Source organism: Streptomyces sp. R41 (genome assembly GCF_041053055.1).
Taxonomy (GTDB): domain Bacteria; phylum Actinomycetota; class Actinomycetes; order Streptomycetales; family Streptomycetaceae; genus Streptomyces.
In genome coordinates, this window is the sequence record NZ_CP163443.1 from 8,157,722 (window position 1) to 8,172,174 (window position 14,453).

Below are 14,453 nucleotides of genomic sequence, written 5' to 3' on the forward strand. Positions count from 1 at the left end.
TGATGCTCTGATGTGAACGGTTCGCGAGTCGGCGAGGAGCTGGTGGTCGGATGGCGGTGCACGCGGCGGACTCGGTTTCGCAGACGAAGGACCCGGTGGTCAGCACCCCCTACGGAGCGGTGCGCGGCCGGTACGAGAACGGGATCGCCGTCTTCCGCGGCATCCCCTACGCGGCACCGCCGTTCGGCCCCCGCCGCTTCCGTCCCCCGGCGCCGCCCGAGCCCTGGGACGGGGTGCGCGACGCCGGCGCCTTCGGACCGACGCCGCCCAAACCGCCGTACTCCGAGGCGTTCGCGCGGCTCCTCGCCGACCCCGTCGTACCCGGCGACGACTGCCTCAACCTCAATGTGTGGACTCCGGAGCCGGGACCGGGCGCCCGGCTCCCCGTCATGGTGTGGATCCACGGCGGGGCCCTGACCCGCGGTTCCTCGGCCGTGCCCGTCTACAACGGGCGCTCCTTCGCCCGCGACGGCGTCGTGCTCGTCTCCCTCAACTACCGCCTCGGCGTGGAGGGTTACGGCCTCTTCCCCGACGCTCCCGCCAATCCCGGGCTGCGCGACCAGCTCGCCGCGCTGGAGTGGGTGCGTGAGTCGATCACGCAGTTCGGCGGCGACCCCGACCGGGTCACCGTCTTCGGCGAGTCGGCCGGAGCCATCAGCATCGGCGCCCTGCTGGCCAGCCCGCGCACCGCGGGCCTCTTCCGTCGCGCCGTCCTGCAGAGCGGACCGCCTGAGGTGAGCGACCGCGACAAGGTGCGCCGGATGGTGCGCAGGATGGCCACCCGGCTGAAGATCCCGGCGACGGCCGAGGCGTTCGCCGCCGTGGACCGCGATCTGCTCCTGCGCACCCAGGCCGACGTGGGGAAACTCAGCAGCCCTGTGGTCGGCGGACCCGCCTTCGGCATCGTCGTCGACGGCGACCTCGTCCCGCGCGACCCACTGGAGGCCCTCGTCGAGGGCGCCGCGCCGGACGTCGATCTCCTCCTGGGCTGGACCAGCGAGGAGTACCGGCTGTGGCTGGTGCCCGGCGGCCTCCTGGAGCGCGTCGACCGCCTCGGCCCCGTCGCCCTGGCCGGCGCGATGGCCCGCTGCCGCTGTGGCCACGAAGTGCCCCGCGGCTACCGCGCCATCCACCCGGACGCGGGCACCGCCGACCTCGTCGGCCAGATGGTCACCGACCACCTCCTCCGAGTGCCCCTGCATCGCCTCGCGGACGCCCCGGCCCGCCCATCGCCCTCGTACGTCTACGAGTTCGCCTGGCCCTCGAACGTGCCCGACCTCGGCTCCTGCCACGCCCTGGAGCTGGGCTTCGTCTTCGACACCGCCGGCGTACCGGAGTCGGCGAAGCTCGCGGGCGCGGGTGCCCCGCAGGAGCTCGCCGACGCGATGCACACGGCGTGGGTACGGTTCGCGGTCGAGGGCGATCCCGGGTGGCAGGCCTGGGACGCCTCGCACCCGGTCCGCGTCTTCGGCGTCGGCGCACCGCACACCGTCCACGGGCCGCGGGATCGCGAACTCGACCTGTGGGAAGCGGAGTTGGGCAAAGCGGCGGGCGAGACCGTCGGCCTTCCGCAAACCACCACCGCGGCGCACGGGCCCGCCGGTTCGTCCCCACGCGCGGCGGCGCCGCTGTCAGCCGTACGCCGCTTCCGTCGCTCCGGCGGCGACCGGCGGTCGTGACGACGGGACACCGCCGAGCTCGCCGTCACGCACCGTCCCCACGCTTCACCCCGCCCACCGAATCGCGGATCACGACGTGCGTCCCCAGGAGAAGGTGTTCGTTCGGGGCGTCCGGGGTTCGGCCCAGGGCGGTGCGGACGGCCAGGCGGCCGAGTTCCTCGTAGGGGACGTGGACGGTGGTGAGCGGGGGGAACAGGTCACGGGCGAAGGGGATGTCGTCGTAGCCGGCGAGGGAGACGTCGGCCGGGACGCGCAGGCCCGCTTCGTGCAGGGCGGTCAGCGCGCCGGCGGCGACCATGTCGGTGGAGGCGATCACGGCCGTGAACTCCAGCCCCTGTGCGAGGGCTTGGCGCATCAGACGGTGTCCGGAGTCGCGGGTGAAGTCGCCGTACAGCCGCAGTGTCGGGTCCGGGTCGAGGCCGCGTGCCCGATGGGCGGCGAGATAGCCGCGTTCGCGGCCCTGTGCCGTGGTGTTGTCCGCCTTGCCGCCGAGGAACAGGACGCGCCGGTGGCCCTGGGCGAGGACATGCGCGGACAGGGCGTAGGCGCCGCCCTCGTTGTCGTACTCGATGACCGTGACCGGCGTTCCGGGCGCGAGCGGCGGGCGTCCGCACAGGACGAGTCGCGATCCCGCCGACGCCAGCGAGTCGGCGATGCGGGCCATCCGCTCGCGGTACTCGGCGGTGTCGGTGGCGCCGCCGACCAGGATCACCGCGGCGGCGCGCTGGGCACGCATCATCTCGATGAACTCCAGCTGGTGTTCGGCGTCGCCGTCGGTGCTGCACACCAGGCACAGGTGCCCCAGCCGGGTCGCCTCGCGCTCCACGCCGTGCGCCATGTGCGCGAACGACGGACCGGTGATGTCGTCGAGGACGAACGCGAGCGTCGGCGTGCCGGCCCCCGCGATCGCCTTGGCGCGGGCGTCGGCCACATAGTCCAGCTCACGGACCGCCCGCATCACCCGCGTACGCGTCGTCGTGCTCACCGGGTACTCGCCGCCGAGCACCCGCGACACCGTCGACGCCGACACTCCCGCGCGCGCCGCCACGTCCCGGATCGTGTGCCGGCTCCCGGTGTCCGTGGTGCTCTTCCTCGTCATCCCCTGGCCCCTTTCCTCCGCCCCGGGCGACGGCGTATTCCGGCGCCGGGGCCCCTCGGGAAGTGCGGCAACACGTACGGCAACCGGTTCCCGAGCCGGAGGCTAGCAGCGTGAGCGGCGCGGGACGAGGGACGTGAGGGGCGCGGGGAACTGCGCGATCTTTTGGGGGTCTGGGGGCGGAGCCCCCAGGTACGGGACGGGTGGGGGCGGAGGGGGCGAAAAACCCTTACGCCGACCCCAGCGTCCCCCTGATCCCCGCGATCGCCCCCGGCCCCACCCGACAGCACCCCCCGATCAACCGAGCGCCACCCCGCCGCCACCCGGCAACCTGCTCCGCGGTGAACGTGGACCGCCCGGCCCACGCACGAGCCTCCGCGTCCCACACCTCACCACTGTTCGGGTACACCACGACCGGCTTGCCGGTGACGCGCGCCGCGGTGGCGACAGCGGCGTCCACATCCTCCGGGGCGCAGCAGTTCACCCCCACGGCGATCACCTCGTCCGCGTCGGCGGCCAGGGCGAACGCCTCCTCCAGGGGCTGTCCGGCCCGCGTACGGTCGCCGGCGACGCTGTACGACAGCCAAGCCGGGACGCCCAGCCCGCGCACAACCCGCAACAGCGCCTGCGCCTCGTCGGAGTCCGGCACGGTCTCCAGGGCGAGCACGTCGGGCGCGGCGGCGGCCAGGACTTCGAGGCGGGGGCGGTGGAACCGCTCCAGGTCGTCGACGCTCAGCCCGTACCGGCCCCGGTACTCCGAGCCGTCCGCGAGCATCGCTCCGTAGGGTCCGACCGACGCGGCGACCCACAGCGGCCGCGTGACGCCCTTGGCGGCGGCCCGTCGAGCGGCCTCACGGGCCAACTCCACACTCAGTCCGAGCAGTTCGGTCGCCCGCTGGTGGCCGATGCCGCGCTTGGCGAAGCCCTCGAACGTCGCCTGGTAGCTGGACGTGATCGCGACGTCCGCGCCCGCCTCGAAATAGGCGAGATGCGCCTCGACGATCGCCTCGGGCCGCTCCGCGAGCAGCCGCGCCGACCACAGCTCGTCGCTCAGGTCGTGCCCGGCCGATTCGAGCTGGTTGGACATGCCGCCGTCGAGGACGACGGGCCCGGCGGAGAGGGCGTCGGTGAGGGTGCGGGAGGTGTCGCTGGTCATGACATGACGCTAGACGATGCGGGCAGCGGCGCCCGATTGCGTCCACGAGATGAACATTTCGCCCACGATGTGGGACCCGGCTCACCCGCGACCTGATCGTCGCCGCCCTCTCCTTCGCGTTCTCGTTCTGGCTGATCGCGGGGGCGGACTACCTGGCCGTATACCGGCGTGCAGCGGCAGGGCCGTGGCGGACGCAGCCGCGTTTAGTTTCAAACGATACCGTATCGAATGAACGGATGGCTGATAATGTGGGTCTATGACCGCCGATGTTCCTCACCAAAACACCGCCCCGCGTGCGACCGACCGCCCCGGGGACGCCTCGCCTTTCGCCCTCGGCTTGCTGCTGCGCCGGGCGCACTGGCGCGCGGCCGCGGTGATGACGGAGGCGCTACGGCCGCTCGGCATCGAGTTGCGGCATTTTGCCGTGCTGATCGTGCTGGTCGACCGCGGGCCCACGGTGCAGCGGGACCTGGCGGCGGCGACGGGGTCGGACAAGGCGGGAATCATGCGGGTCGTGGACGACCTGGAGCGTAGGGGGCTGGCCGTCCGCAGGACCGTTCCGGGGGACCGGCGGGTGCGGGCGGTGGAGATCACGCCTCAGGGACTCGAGCTGTTCGATGCAGCCCATGTGGCGGCGGAGCCGCTGGCTGAGCGTCTCGTTGCCGAACTCGGGCCCGGTGAGTCCGAGCGCCTGACGGATCTGCTGACCCGGTTTGCCCATCCCGCAGACGGTGAGGCGTAAGCGCGCCCGCGCACCGGTTGCCTGCCGCGTGGGCACGCTGCGTCTCATGCGGTTTTCGCGGCGAACCCGGCCTTGAGAGCTACGGCCGTCGCGGCTACGCGCCGGCCCTGGCTACGGGCGGCGCTCAGGAAGTCGTCGCCGACGGGGATCGAGCTGTCCGCACGGCCACCGCGCCGCATACCTGGCCGACGATGTGCTCTTCACCCTCGCACGCATCGCCGTCGTCTCGATCCTCCCCTGCCTTGTGGAAGGCGGCCACGACCGAACGGGACGAGGACGCCTCGCCGGGGAACGCGGGCCAGTCGATGTGCAGCAGCGTGGCCATGAAATTTCTCCAAAGAGCAGTGTCCGGGGCGGGTAACCAGGGGCGGGGGCTTCGTACTCCGCGATCGTTAAACACGAGATAGTATTGAGTGATACAATCGCGAATGCAACGGAGATGCGCACGTTGAGCGGACGAGGGAGGTAGGCGATCTTGGACGTCTACGAGGCGGTCACGAGCCGACGGGCGGTGCGCGGATTCACCGACCGGCATGTCCCGAGGGAGGTGCTGGAGCGCGTGCTGTCCGCCGCGGCCTGGTCGCCGTCCGGATCGAACCTCCAGCCGTGGCACGCCTACGTGCTGACCGGCCAGCCGCTCGCCGAACTCAAGAAGCGCGCCGGCGAGCGCCTGGCCGTGGGCGACCCCTGGGACGAGCCGGAGTATGAGCAGTACCCGCCCGCACTGAAGTCCCCGTACCGCGAACGCCGGTCCGCCTTCGGTGAGCAGCGCTACGGCGCACTCGGTATTCCGCGCGAGGACATAGAGGCGCGCCAGAGGGCCGCTTCCGCGAACTGGGACTGCTTCGGCGCGCCCGCCGCCCTGTTCTGCTACATCGACCGCGATCTGGGCCCGGCCCAATGGTCCGACGTCGGCATGTATCTGCAGACCGTCATGCTGCTGCTCCGCGCCGAAGGGCTGCACAGTTGCACACAGATGGCATGGGCGAAGTATCACAGGACCGTCGCGGAGGTCCTGTCACCCCCGGACGAGCTCATCCTCTTCTGCGGCATGTCGATCGGGTTCGAAGACGTCACGGTGGGTTACACCCGTACGGGCCGGGCGCCGCTCGACGAGACGGTCATGTTTGTCGATGGTTACTGACACCGCCCGCGCTCAGCCGGTTGAGGCGCCGTCTCGATGGACGCCGTCCTGTCCTGGACCGCCGACGGCACACCGTCCGGTTGCCCGCCACGCCGATCCAGCCGATCGCCGCCAAGGACGTGGCCGACGCGGTGGCGAAGGTCGCCGCGAGCGCCCCGCTGAACGGCATGCGCAACATCGGCGGCCCCGAGATCTTCCCCCTGGACGAGCTGGGCCGGATCGCCCTGTCCCGCAAGGGCGACATTCGCACTGTGGTCACCGACCCCACCGCCGGCATGTTCGCCGTCGTCAAGGGTGACGTCCTCATCGACAAGGACGCTCGCCTCGCCCCCACCCGCTACGCCGACTCGCCCGCGCCCGCGCCCTCTGCACGAGCTGAGCACGGCGCACGCCCTGACCGTCACCTGGAGGCGGCGTGCCGTCGTCCGTCGCGGCGACGCGCGCGTTTGCGCCGGGCCGACGGCGCGACCAGTGCGCCCAGCAGCATCGGCACGAGCAGGAGCGGCCACCACGCGCGCGTGCTCCGGCTCGCGCTCTCGACGAGGGCGGTGTGCCGCACGGAGGGAGCCGCGGTGGCGGACGGGCTCGCCGCGCGGTGCTTCGAAGTCGCCTTGAGGACCACGTCGTTGCCGTCGCCGCCGCGGTAGCTGATGCGGTACGTCGTGTCGGCGAGCTTGAGGGTGGCGCCCTCCGGGAGGTGGGTGAAGCTGCCCGTGGTCTTCTCGTGGCCCGTGTGGTTCAGGAGGGTGATCTCGCGGGCGGGCTCGGTCGCGGCGTCGGAGAGGTCGAGGTCGCCGGCGAGACGGACGGCTCCGGTCACCTTCAACGGCTTGTCGCGGAGGACCAGTTCGCCCTTGGCTCGTTGGGTGTAGTCGCCGGTCACCGTGAGGGCGCCGGCGACCACGCCCTCGTTCGTCACCGCGCCGCGCACCGTGCCCTTGCCGGTGAGTGACGTCGTCACGCGCAGGCCCGTCGCGCGTGCGTCCAGGCGTGCACCGGGCGAGGTGAGCCGGATCGCCTTGCTGTGCGCGAGCGAGGCGCCCCCGGCCAGGGCGAGCGTGCCCTTGGTGACCGTGGTCGCTCCGGTGTACGTCACCTCGTCACCTGTCAGCGTCGTCGTCGCGGCGCCCGACTGGGTGAACCCACCGGTTCCGTCAACACGGTTGATGGTCACGGGAGTTGAGGTGTTGCGAACGACGAACGTGCCGTCGTTCACCACGCGCCGCCGCGCCGTGCCCGTCATCAGCGAACCGTCGCCGCCCGGTGAGCCCGACCCCAACCGCAGCACCGCACCCTTCTCGATGGTGGTCGACCCGTCGTAGTACTGCTTCGCCGCGAAGGTCACGTCATTGCCGCGCGTTCCCTTGATCACGACGTCCCCCGCGCCGGGCGCGGCCAGGGTGTCGTGGTATTTGCCGCCGCCGATGGGGGCGCCCAGCGTGACCGGGCCGTTGTACGCGAACGTCAGCAGCGAGCGCCGTCCGCTCGCCTCGTGCAGGTTGATGTAGACGGTGTCCTTGGTGCCCGGCATGAAGATCTTGTGGGTCGTACCGTCGCCCCACTGGACGTTCGCTCCCTCGATATTGGTGCCCCGCTTGTTCAAGTCATGAGGAATCCTCTGCCAGTTGATGTCCGGGTCGCTCAGTGAGGGGTTGGTGTCGCCGCCCCGGTCGCTGTAGCTGTACTGGCCGGTGAGCACCACCTTGCTGCCGGGCCGTGTATGGACGTTGACGTCGCTGCCGTACTCGCGCTGGTAGAAGTTCTGGCGCAGGGTGATCGTCTGGTACAGCGGGGTGTCGATGATCCACGAGCCCTGGTTGAGGATGGCTCGGGCGTTCGGGAGGGCCACGGGATACTCGGGGCGGCCCACCGCCATGCCCGTGCCGTTGTCGATCACGCCTGAGAAGGGGTGGGTTCCGGCCAGATCGAGTGTGCCCCACATGTTGCGGGGCTGGGTGACCAGGCCCGATCCGCTGATCGTGCCGATGTTGAAGGTACGGGTGAGCGACAGGCGCAGGGTGCCGTCGACGCGGACGTTCAGCTGGTTCAGCCGGTAGCCCGGTGTGCTGTACGGGAAATGACCGATCAAGCCCGTCCCGCCGCCCGTCCCGTACTGCAGGGTCGCGCCGCGTTCCACCGTCACGGCAGGCGGATCGGGGTTGGCGACCGTCGTGTACGGGTGGTTGCCGCCCTGCGTCTGCACTGTCTGCCGCTGTCGCGCCTTGGGGAGCGTGAAGTCGCTGTCCCTGGTCAGGATCAGCGTCCCGCTGCCCCGCACGGTGAGCATGCCCTCGCCATGGAACACTCCGCCGTACGTCGTCGTCCCCGCCGGCACGGTCACCACCGCGTCGCCGGAGAGCGTCACGTCCCGGCCCGCGAGCACGTCGGCGGTGACGTCCTGGCTCCCGGCCGCCGTCGCGGTGGGAGCGCTGAACACGAGGGCGACCGCCGCGAGGACCCCGACGACGGCCGCTGACTTCTGACGCCTATGACTACGCACATCACCGGAGACGGCCCGGACGCTCCCCGATAACAAAAACTTGCCGACTACGAGTGGGAGTTCATCGAGCCGTATACCTCTGGGCTGTGCGGACAGGGGGCACCTGATGCCCGTACCGTCCTCACAGGCATGACGCCGGGGGCGCCCCGAGGTCAGTGCTCGTGGTCGTGGTCGTCCCGGTGGTCGTGGCCCGAGGGGCGTCGTGCGAGGGCATGAGTGCGTGCGTCGACCTCCTCCCTGGACACGGCGCGCAGGTCGACGAGCACGTCCTCCAGGGCCGCCAGCCAGAACTTGTAGTAGTCATAGGGCTCTTGCTGCGCCGGAGCGGGCTCCCAAGCCGCGATCCGGGCGATCAGTGAGGCCTGGAATTGCGGCCAGGTGAACGCGCCTGCCTCGTGCAGGCTGACGGCCATGCCGAAGGCGCGGCTCTCCCAGGGCTCGGCGAACACCAACTCGCCGTTGGAGCGCGGTGGTGCGGCCGGGCCCTCGATGTCCAGCGGCGCGGTCATGGTGTCGCGACCTTGGCCACGCCGACCATCGCGTCGCGGGTCACCAGCGGCACGAGCTGTTCCTCGGACAGGTGCTCGGTGCCGGCCGGACGCTCGGGCAGTACCAGCCAGCGCACCTCACTGGTGGAGTCGTGGACGGTGATCCGCACGTCGTCGTCGAGGTCGAGTCCCATCTCGGACAGCACCGTGCGGGGCTCCTTCACCACGCGTGCGCGGTAGGCGGGGTCCTTGTACCAGCTCGGCGGCAGACCGAGCACCGGCCACGGGTAGCACGAGCACAGCGTGCACACCACCACGTGGTGGGTGGTCGCGGTGTTCTCCACGACGACGATGTGCTCGCCCTGCGGGCCCGAGAAGCCGAGCTCCTTGATGGCCGCGGTGCCGTCGTCGAGCAGCCGCCGCCGGTACTCCGGGTCGGTCCATGCCTTGGCGACGACCTTGGCGCCGTTGAGCGGGCCCACGTTGGTCTCGTAGGTGGTGATGATCCCGTCCATCACCTTCGGGTCGATCAGGCCCCGCTCGGTGAGCAGTTGCTCGAGCGCCTCGGTGCGCAGGGCCACGGGAAGGGCCTCGTCCGGTCCGCCGGCGGTGGTGGTCATGAGGTGGTCTCCAGGTAGCTCTCGAACAGCTCAACGGTGAGCGCGAAGGGTGCGGCGTCGGCGCCCCACAGCTCGTGCGAGTCGAATCGCACCGAGTAGACGTGCTGCGGGTTCTCGCCCTGGAAGTGGGCGTTGGTGTCCGGCAGCACGGCGGCGGGCTGGATGACCTCGACAGTGCCTGTATGTCCGCGCACGTAGCCCGGCAGTCGGGTGTGCCCGGGCACCGACCTGTCCTTGGCCCGTACACGCTGGCCGACAGCGAAGGCCGGCGCGGTGTCCACGGAGCGCAGCGAGCCTTCGGCGGTCGGCGCGTAGTCGGGTCGGGCGGGCTCGGGGATCGGCGGCTCCTCCACGTGTTCGCCGCGCAGGTTGCGGGCGCGCGCGTCGATCGCGCCCGGCGCCAGGATGGCGCTTTCGGTGAGCATCAGCTCCGCGCCGTTGAGCCAGCGCCCGTAGTAGCCGTCGTCCAGGTAGGCGGCTCGGCCTAGGCGCTCGTGCGCGTGCCGGAAGGCGTCAGGGTTGACGCCGCCGCACGCAATGCGGCTGGAGAGAAGCGCCAGCGCGAATGCCCGGCGCTGCCAGGGCTCCTCGAAGACCGGTTCATCGCGCCTCGGCACTTGAACGGGACCCCATCCCGGGGTGCCGCCCATATCGGCAATGCCCTCCATGGCGCGACTCCTCGAATAACCGCATAACGGACTGGATGGCCGAATCGTATGCGGCGAATGTCATCCGTGCCGCGATGACGACGCCGCGCATACGCCGCGCCGGGCCCCCGAACTCACCGCGTTGCGGCCCGGCCCCCCGCGTCCCGAGGCTCGTCAGTGCTCGAACGCCGTATCCCGCGCCACCTTCTCCCACGCAGCGATCTCCGCCCGCTGAGCGTCGATGTGGCCGACCACGGCGTCCACCCCATCCCCGCCCAGCGGCAACCGCAGCGGCGTGTTCTCGGCGGCGAGGGCGCTCAGGACGGCCGCGACGCCGCGCGCCGGGTCGCCCGGCTGGGCGCCGTCACCGGCGGCGACGGCCTGGCGGGTGGGGCCGACCGTGTCCGCGTAATCGGCGATCTCCCCGCTCGCGGTGGTCCCGCCCATCAGGTTCGTACGAAACGCGCCCGGCTCCACGATCAGCACCTTGATGCCGAGCGGCCCGACCTCGGCCGCCAGCGCGTCCGAGAAGCCTTCGAGCGCGAACTTCGTACCGCAGTACGCGGAGAACCCCGGGTACGTCATCTGCCCGCCCATACTGCTCATCTGGACGATCGCCCCCGAGCGCCGCTCCCGCATGTGCGGCAGAACGGCCCGCACCAGCGCGGCGGGCCCGAAGACGTGCAGGTCGAACAGGGACCGCAGCTCCCCGTCCGTGGTCTCCTCGGCGGCGCCGACGTGACCGCGACCCGCGTTGTTGACCAGCACATCGATCCGCCCGTGCCGCTTGACCACATCGGCGACGACGGAGTCGATGCCCGCCGGGTCCGTGACATCGAGCGTGACCGCCTCCACCTGGTCGGGGTGGGCCGCCACCAGGTCGCCCAGCGCCTCGGGCCTGCGGGCGGTGGCGATCACGACGTCTCCCTCCGCGACCGCCGCCTCGGTGAACGCCCGGCCGAAACCACTGTTCGCGCCGGTGACCAGCCATACCTTGCTCATGTCCGACTCCCTGGTGACTCTCTTGTCCGTGAATGAATTTCTTGCTTCTGCGGCTGTCTCTTTCGATGTTCCGAGCCTCGCCGGAAACCCGCTCGCCCGTCCAAGACCCGTCGTGATAGCCAATGGTTATGGCCATGGACGTTCACGGACGGGACCTGCGCTACTTCGTCGCGGTCGCCGAAGACCTGCACTTCACGCGTGCCGCCGAGCGCCTCTTCGTCTCCCAGCCTGCGCTGAGCAAACAGATCCGCATGCTGGAGCGGCAGCTGGGCGCGGAGTTGTTCGAGCGGGACCGGCAGGGCGTGCGGTTGACCGAGGTGGGTGCGGCCCTGCTGCCGTACGCGCGCCGGGTGCTCGCCGACTGGGACGCGGCGGCCGACGCCGTCGAGCGCGCCAAGGCGGAGCAGCAGGCCACCCTCGTCGTCGGCATGAGCACCAGCCCGGGGCGCGGCGGTCTGCTGCCCGCCATCCGGTCACGGTTCAGCGAGGCGTGCCCCGCGGCCAAGGTCGAGCTGCGGCAGGTGAGTTGGACCGACTCCAGCGCCGGGCTCGCGGACGGCTCGGTGGACGCGGCCTTCGTGTGGCTGCCTGTGCCGGACGAGGAGCGCTACGAGTGGGTGGTGGTGGCCGAGGAGCGGCGTCATGTCGCGCTGCCGGACACGCATCGCCTGGCGCCCCGCGAGGAGATCGACTTCGCGGAGCTTCTCGACGAACCCTTCATCGCCATCCCCAAGTCCGCCGGTGTGCTGCGCGACTACTGGCTCGCCCTTGAGGCCCGCGCCGGGCGCCCGGCACGGATCGGCGCGGAGGCGGCGAGCGCCGACGAGACGTACGAGGCCTTGGTCGACGGCCGGGGCGTCTGCCTGCTCGCCGCGGGCAACGCGCCGCTGCTCACCCGGGGCGGCGTCGTCACCCGCCCGGTGCGCGGCATCTCGCCGAGCCGGCTCGCCCTCGCCTGGCGCGCGGGCGACCGGAGTCCGCTGGTACGGGCCTACGCCGAGGCGGCCCGCCTGGCCTCGGGCCACCGCCCCGGCTGACAACTCCTGTCGCGTCCGACCCGTTGACCTCGCCGTAGTACGCGCTTACCTTTTCGGCGGTCGCAGCGTTCGTAATGACAAATACGGTTCGATATACCGGACGGACGGTCACCGCATGAGCCGCAGTGAACGGCACCACGAAGACCACCGCGCACAGCGCCACGAACACCACCACGAGCAGCGCCACGAGCAGACCCACGCACCACTCATCCAAGCCATCGTGGGGCGAGCCCCCGGGGCGAGACGCCTGTACGCGATCCTCGTCGCCCTGTGCCTCGCCGTCGCGGGAGCTCTCGCCACCGCCGGGCCCGCCCGGGCCGCGGCGCAGACCATCACCAACGGCACCCAGTTCACGGACACTTCGGGCAACGCCGTGCACGCGCACGGTGGCGGAGTCATCAAGGTCGGCAGCTACTACTACTGGTTCGGCGAGCACCGCAACGCCGACAACACCTTCCAGTACGTGGACGCCTACCGCTCCACCGACCTGAAGAACTGGGAGTTCCGTAACCATGTGCTGAGCCAGTCCAGTTCGTCCGAGCTGGCGAGCGCCAACATCGAGCGTCCGAAGGTCATGTACAACGCGTCCACCGGCAAGTTCGTGATGTGGATGCACAAGGAGAACGGCACCGACTACAACGAGGCGCGCGCCGCCGTCGCCGTGTCGGACACCGTCGACGGCAACTACAGCTACCGGGGCAGCTTCCGCCCGCTCGGCGCGCACATGTCCCGCGACATCACGGTCTTCGTCGACACGGACGGCACCGGCTACATGGCGTCGGCCGCCCGCGACAACTACGACCTGCAGATCTACAAGCTCACCGCCGACTACACCGGCATCGACAGCCTGGTCGCCGACCCGTGGCACGGCGGACACCGCGAGGCACCCGCCCTCTTCAAGCGGGGCGGCGTCTACTTCATGCTGACGTCGGCCGCGACCGGCTGGAACCCCAACCAGCAGCAGTACGCCACCGCGACGAACATCGCGGGTCCCTGGACGGCCATGACGAACGTCGGCGACTCGACGGCGTACGGCTCGCAGACCGCGTACGTCCTTCCCGTTCAAGGGAGTTCGGGCACCTCCTACCTCTACATGGGAGACCGCTGGGGCAACTCCTTCGGCGGAACGGTGAACGACTCCCGTTACGTATGGCTGCCGCTCACCTTCCCGAGCTCGACCACGATGTCCATGTCCTGGTCGCCCGAGATCACCGTCGACACGACAGCGGGCACCGTCACGGGGACGAGCGCCACCTACAACACGCTGATCGCCCGGCACTCCTCGAAGTGCGCCGACGTGACCAGCCAGTCGCTGTGGCAGGGCGCCCAGATCAAGCAGTACGACTGCAACGGCGGCAACAACCAGAAGTACTGGTTCAAGTCCGTCGGCAGCGGCTACTACCAACTGCTGGTCAGGAACAGCTCCTTGTGCGTGCAGGAGAACGCCGACACGGTCACCCAGGAGAACTGCAGCGGCTCGGCCACCAACCAGCAGTGGTCGCTCACCACGACCGGCTCCTACGTCAACGTCAAGTCCCGCGCGAGCGGCGAGTGCCTGGACGTGAACGGCGCCTCCACCGCCAACGGTGCCGCGATCATCACGTACACCTGCAACGGAGGCACCAACCAGCAGTGGACGCGCGGCACTTGAGCCGTCGCGGGGCAGCTCTCAGAAGTCGATCCGCATGACGGCCCGCCGAGGACTGGGGCGACTCACCTCGGCGAAGCCGGCGTCGGCGAACACGTCACGGCTGCCGACGTGCAGCTCGCCCCAGGTGATCTCCTTGCCGGGCCGGGTCAGCATCGCGTAGGCCTCCAGCGCGCGAGCGCCGCGGTCGCGGGCGAATCCGACGGCGGCGCGGGCGAGTGCGTAGGTGATGCCGCGCTTGCGGAATCCCTTGCGGGTGACGAAGCAGGTGACGGCCCAGACGCCGTCGTCGGTCTTGTCCTCGTCACGTCCCGTCCAGGGCGTACGGGTCCGCAGCAGACGTGGGTAGGCGGTGCGCGGCTCGACGGCACACCAGCCGGCCGGCTCTCCGTCGAGATGGGCGACCAGGCCGCTCGTCGAGCGGGCCTCCGGGTTGTCGCACACGGTCTGCTCACGCAGCCGGTCGGCGCGTTCCGCGGCTGAGACCGAACCCCACTGGGAACCCAGGATCTTGTACCGCTGGCACTGGCACTTCCCCGGGTAGTCGGTGGTCCCGAAGATCACCCGCAGATCGTCCCACGACGCCTCGTTGGCCGGGACGATCGTGAGCCGGTCGGCCGCGATGGGCCCGGGGACGCCCGTCCTGTCGTCACTCATGGGGCAGGACGCTACCCGGCACCACTGACAACGGTGC

General features: G+C 70.7%; 14 protein-coding genes and 1 pseudogene. 6 read left to right on the top strand and 9 right to left on the bottom strand.

Annotation, left to right across the window (positions count from 1 at the left end):
* The first annotated feature begins 50 nt into the window (after nucleotides 1-50).
* Complete coding sequence (locus AB5J53_RS37100) at nucleotides 51-1,679, top strand: carboxylesterase/lipase family protein (RefSeq protein WP_369249974.1); 1,629 nt, start codon at nucleotides 51-53, stop codon at nucleotides 1,677-1,679.
* Between the two features lie 25 nt (nucleotides 1,680-1,704).
* Here AB5J53_RS37100 and AB5J53_RS37105 read toward each other — a convergent pair whose 3' ends face one another.
* Nucleotides 1,705-2,778, bottom strand: coding sequence for a LacI family DNA-binding transcriptional regulator (locus AB5J53_RS37105; RefSeq protein WP_369249975.1), 1,074 nt, complete (start codon nucleotides 2,776-2,778; stop codon nucleotides 1,705-1,707).
* 226 nt (nucleotides 2,779-3,004) lie between these two features.
* Nucleotides 3,005-3,931, bottom strand: coding sequence for a homocysteine S-methyltransferase (mmuM, locus tag AB5J53_RS37110; RefSeq protein ID WP_369249976.1), 927 nt, complete (start codon nucleotides 3,929-3,931; stop codon nucleotides 3,005-3,007).
* Nucleotides 3,932-4,187: 256 nt separating this feature from the next.
* Between mmuM and AB5J53_RS37115 the strand changes: the two genes are divergently transcribed.
* A complete protein-coding gene (locus AB5J53_RS37115) occupies nucleotides 4,188-4,673 on the top strand; it encodes a MarR family winged helix-turn-helix transcriptional regulator (protein ID WP_369249977.1) in 486 nt (161 codons plus the stop codon).
* 124 nt (nucleotides 4,674-4,797) lie between these two features.
* Here AB5J53_RS37115 and AB5J53_RS37120 read toward each other — a convergent pair whose 3' ends face one another.
* Nucleotides 4,798-4,998, bottom strand: coding sequence for a hypothetical protein (locus AB5J53_RS37120; RefSeq protein WP_369249978.1), 201 nt, complete (start codon nucleotides 4,996-4,998; stop codon nucleotides 4,798-4,800).
* Between the two features lie 150 nt (nucleotides 4,999-5,148).
* Between AB5J53_RS37120 and AB5J53_RS37125 the strand changes: the two genes are divergently transcribed.
* Together AB5J53_RS37125 and AB5J53_RS37130 are read left to right on the top strand one after the other, a co-directional pair.
* The gene (locus AB5J53_RS37125; protein ID WP_369249979.1) at nucleotides 5,149-5,817 is read left to right on the top strand and encodes a nitroreductase; all 669 of its coding nucleotides are present in this window, start codon (nucleotides 5,149-5,151) and stop codon (nucleotides 5,815-5,817) included.
* Between the two features lie 36 nt (nucleotides 5,818-5,853).
* Nucleotides 5,854-6,173: pseudogene (locus AB5J53_RS37130) on the top strand (LysR family transcriptional regulator); the annotation flags it as partial.
* Between the two features lie 44 nt (nucleotides 6,174-6,217).
* Here the strand turns inward: AB5J53_RS37130 and AB5J53_RS37135 are convergent.
* The 5 genes from AB5J53_RS37135 to AB5J53_RS37155 form a co-directional block, all read right to left on the bottom strand.
* A complete protein-coding gene (locus AB5J53_RS37135; RefSeq protein ID WP_369249980.1) occupies nucleotides 6,218-8,317 on the bottom strand; it encodes an autotransporter in 2,100 nt (699 codons plus the stop codon).
* A 152-nt stretch (nucleotides 8,318-8,469) separates the two neighbouring features.
* On the bottom strand, nucleotides 8,470-8,826 hold the full coding sequence (locus AB5J53_RS37140) for a nitrile hydratase accessory protein (RefSeq protein ID WP_369249981.1): 357 nt from the start codon (nucleotides 8,824-8,826) through the stop codon (nucleotides 8,470-8,472).
* Nucleotides 8,823-9,425: a nitrile hydratase subunit alpha gene (gene nthA, locus AB5J53_RS37145; protein ID WP_369249982.1), complete on the bottom strand. Its 603-nt coding sequence runs from the start codon at nucleotides 9,423-9,425 to the stop codon at nucleotides 8,823-8,825. Before nthA ends, AB5J53_RS37140 begins: the two co-directional genes overlap by 4 nt.
* Nucleotides 9,422-10,093, bottom strand: coding sequence for a nitrile hydratase subunit beta (gene nthB / locus AB5J53_RS37150; RefSeq protein WP_369249983.1), 672 nt, complete (start codon nucleotides 10,091-10,093; stop codon nucleotides 9,422-9,424). The genes nthA and nthB overlap by 4 nt, the downstream gene beginning before the upstream one ends.
* A 153-nt stretch (nucleotides 10,094-10,246) precedes the next feature.
* A complete protein-coding gene (locus AB5J53_RS37155) occupies nucleotides 10,247-11,074 on the bottom strand; it encodes an oxidoreductase (RefSeq protein ID WP_369249984.1) in 828 nt (275 codons plus the stop codon).
* Between the two features lie 128 nt (nucleotides 11,075-11,202).
* Here AB5J53_RS37155 and AB5J53_RS37160 point away from each other — a divergent pair, with 128 nt between their 5' ends.
* Both AB5J53_RS37160 and AB5J53_RS37165 read left to right on the top strand, forming a co-directional pair.
* Nucleotides 11,203-12,111: a LysR family transcriptional regulator gene (locus AB5J53_RS37160; protein ID WP_369249985.1), complete on the top strand. Its 909-nt coding sequence runs from the start codon at nucleotides 11,203-11,205 to the stop codon at nucleotides 12,109-12,111.
* A 115-nt stretch (nucleotides 12,112-12,226) separates the two neighbouring features.
* A complete protein-coding gene (locus AB5J53_RS37165) occupies nucleotides 12,227-13,762 on the top strand; it encodes an RICIN domain-containing protein (protein WP_369249986.1) in 1,536 nt (511 codons plus the stop codon).
* A gap of 18 nt (nucleotides 13,763-13,780) precedes the next feature.
* Here the strand turns inward: AB5J53_RS37165 and AB5J53_RS37170 are convergent, their stop codons facing one another.
* Nucleotides 13,781-14,416, bottom strand: a complete 636-nt coding sequence (locus AB5J53_RS37170; protein ID WP_369249987.1) for an N-acetyltransferase family protein — start codon at nucleotides 14,414-14,416, stop codon at nucleotides 13,781-13,783.
* Between the last annotated feature and the right edge of the window lie 37 nt (nucleotides 14,417-14,453).

What these genes read in the sequence shown, in the direction of transcription:
- AB5J53_RS37100 (WP_369249974.1), top strand. Translation starts at nt 51, where the DNA reads ATGGCGGTGCACGCGGCGGACTCGGTTTCGCAGACGAAGGACCCGGTG.
- AB5J53_RS37105 (WP_369249975.1), bottom strand. Translation starts at nt 2,778, where the DNA reads ATGACGAGGAAGAGCACCACGGACACCGGGAGCCGGCACACGATCCGG.
- mmuM (WP_369249976.1), bottom strand. Translation starts at nt 3,931, where the DNA reads ATGACCAGCGACACCTCCCGCACCCTCACCGACGCCCTCTCCGCCGGG.
- AB5J53_RS37115 (WP_369249977.1), top strand. Translation starts at nt 4,188, where the DNA reads ATGACCGCCGATGTTCCTCACCAAAACACCGCCCCGCGTGCGACCGAC.
- AB5J53_RS37120 (WP_369249978.1), bottom strand. Translation starts at nt 4,998, where the DNA reads ATGGCCACGCTGCTGCACATCGACTGGCCCGCGTTCCCCGGCGAGGCG.
- AB5J53_RS37140 (WP_369249981.1), bottom strand. Translation starts at nt 8,826, where the DNA reads ATGACCGCGCCGCTGGACATCGAGGGCCCGGCCGCACCACCGCGCTCC.
- nthA (WP_369249982.1), bottom strand. Translation starts at nt 9,425, where the DNA reads ATGACCACCACCGCCGGCGGACCGGACGAGGCCCTTCCCGTGGCCCTG.
- nthB (WP_369249983.1), bottom strand. Translation starts at nt 10,093, where the DNA reads ATGGAGGGCATTGCCGATATGGGCGGCACCCCGGGATGGGGTCCCGTT.
- AB5J53_RS37155 (WP_369249984.1), bottom strand. Translation starts at nt 11,074, where the DNA reads ATGAGCAAGGTATGGCTGGTCACCGGCGCGAACAGTGGTTTCGGCCGG.
- AB5J53_RS37160 (WP_369249985.1), top strand. Translation starts at nt 11,203, where the DNA reads ATGGCCATGGACGTTCACGGACGGGACCTGCGCTACTTCGTCGCGGTC.
- AB5J53_RS37165 (WP_369249986.1), top strand. Translation starts at nt 12,227, where the DNA reads ATGAGCCGCAGTGAACGGCACCACGAAGACCACCGCGCACAGCGCCAC.
- AB5J53_RS37170 (WP_369249987.1), bottom strand. Translation starts at nt 14,416, where the DNA reads ATGAGTGACGACAGGACGGGCGTCCCCGGGCCCATCGCGGCCGACCGG.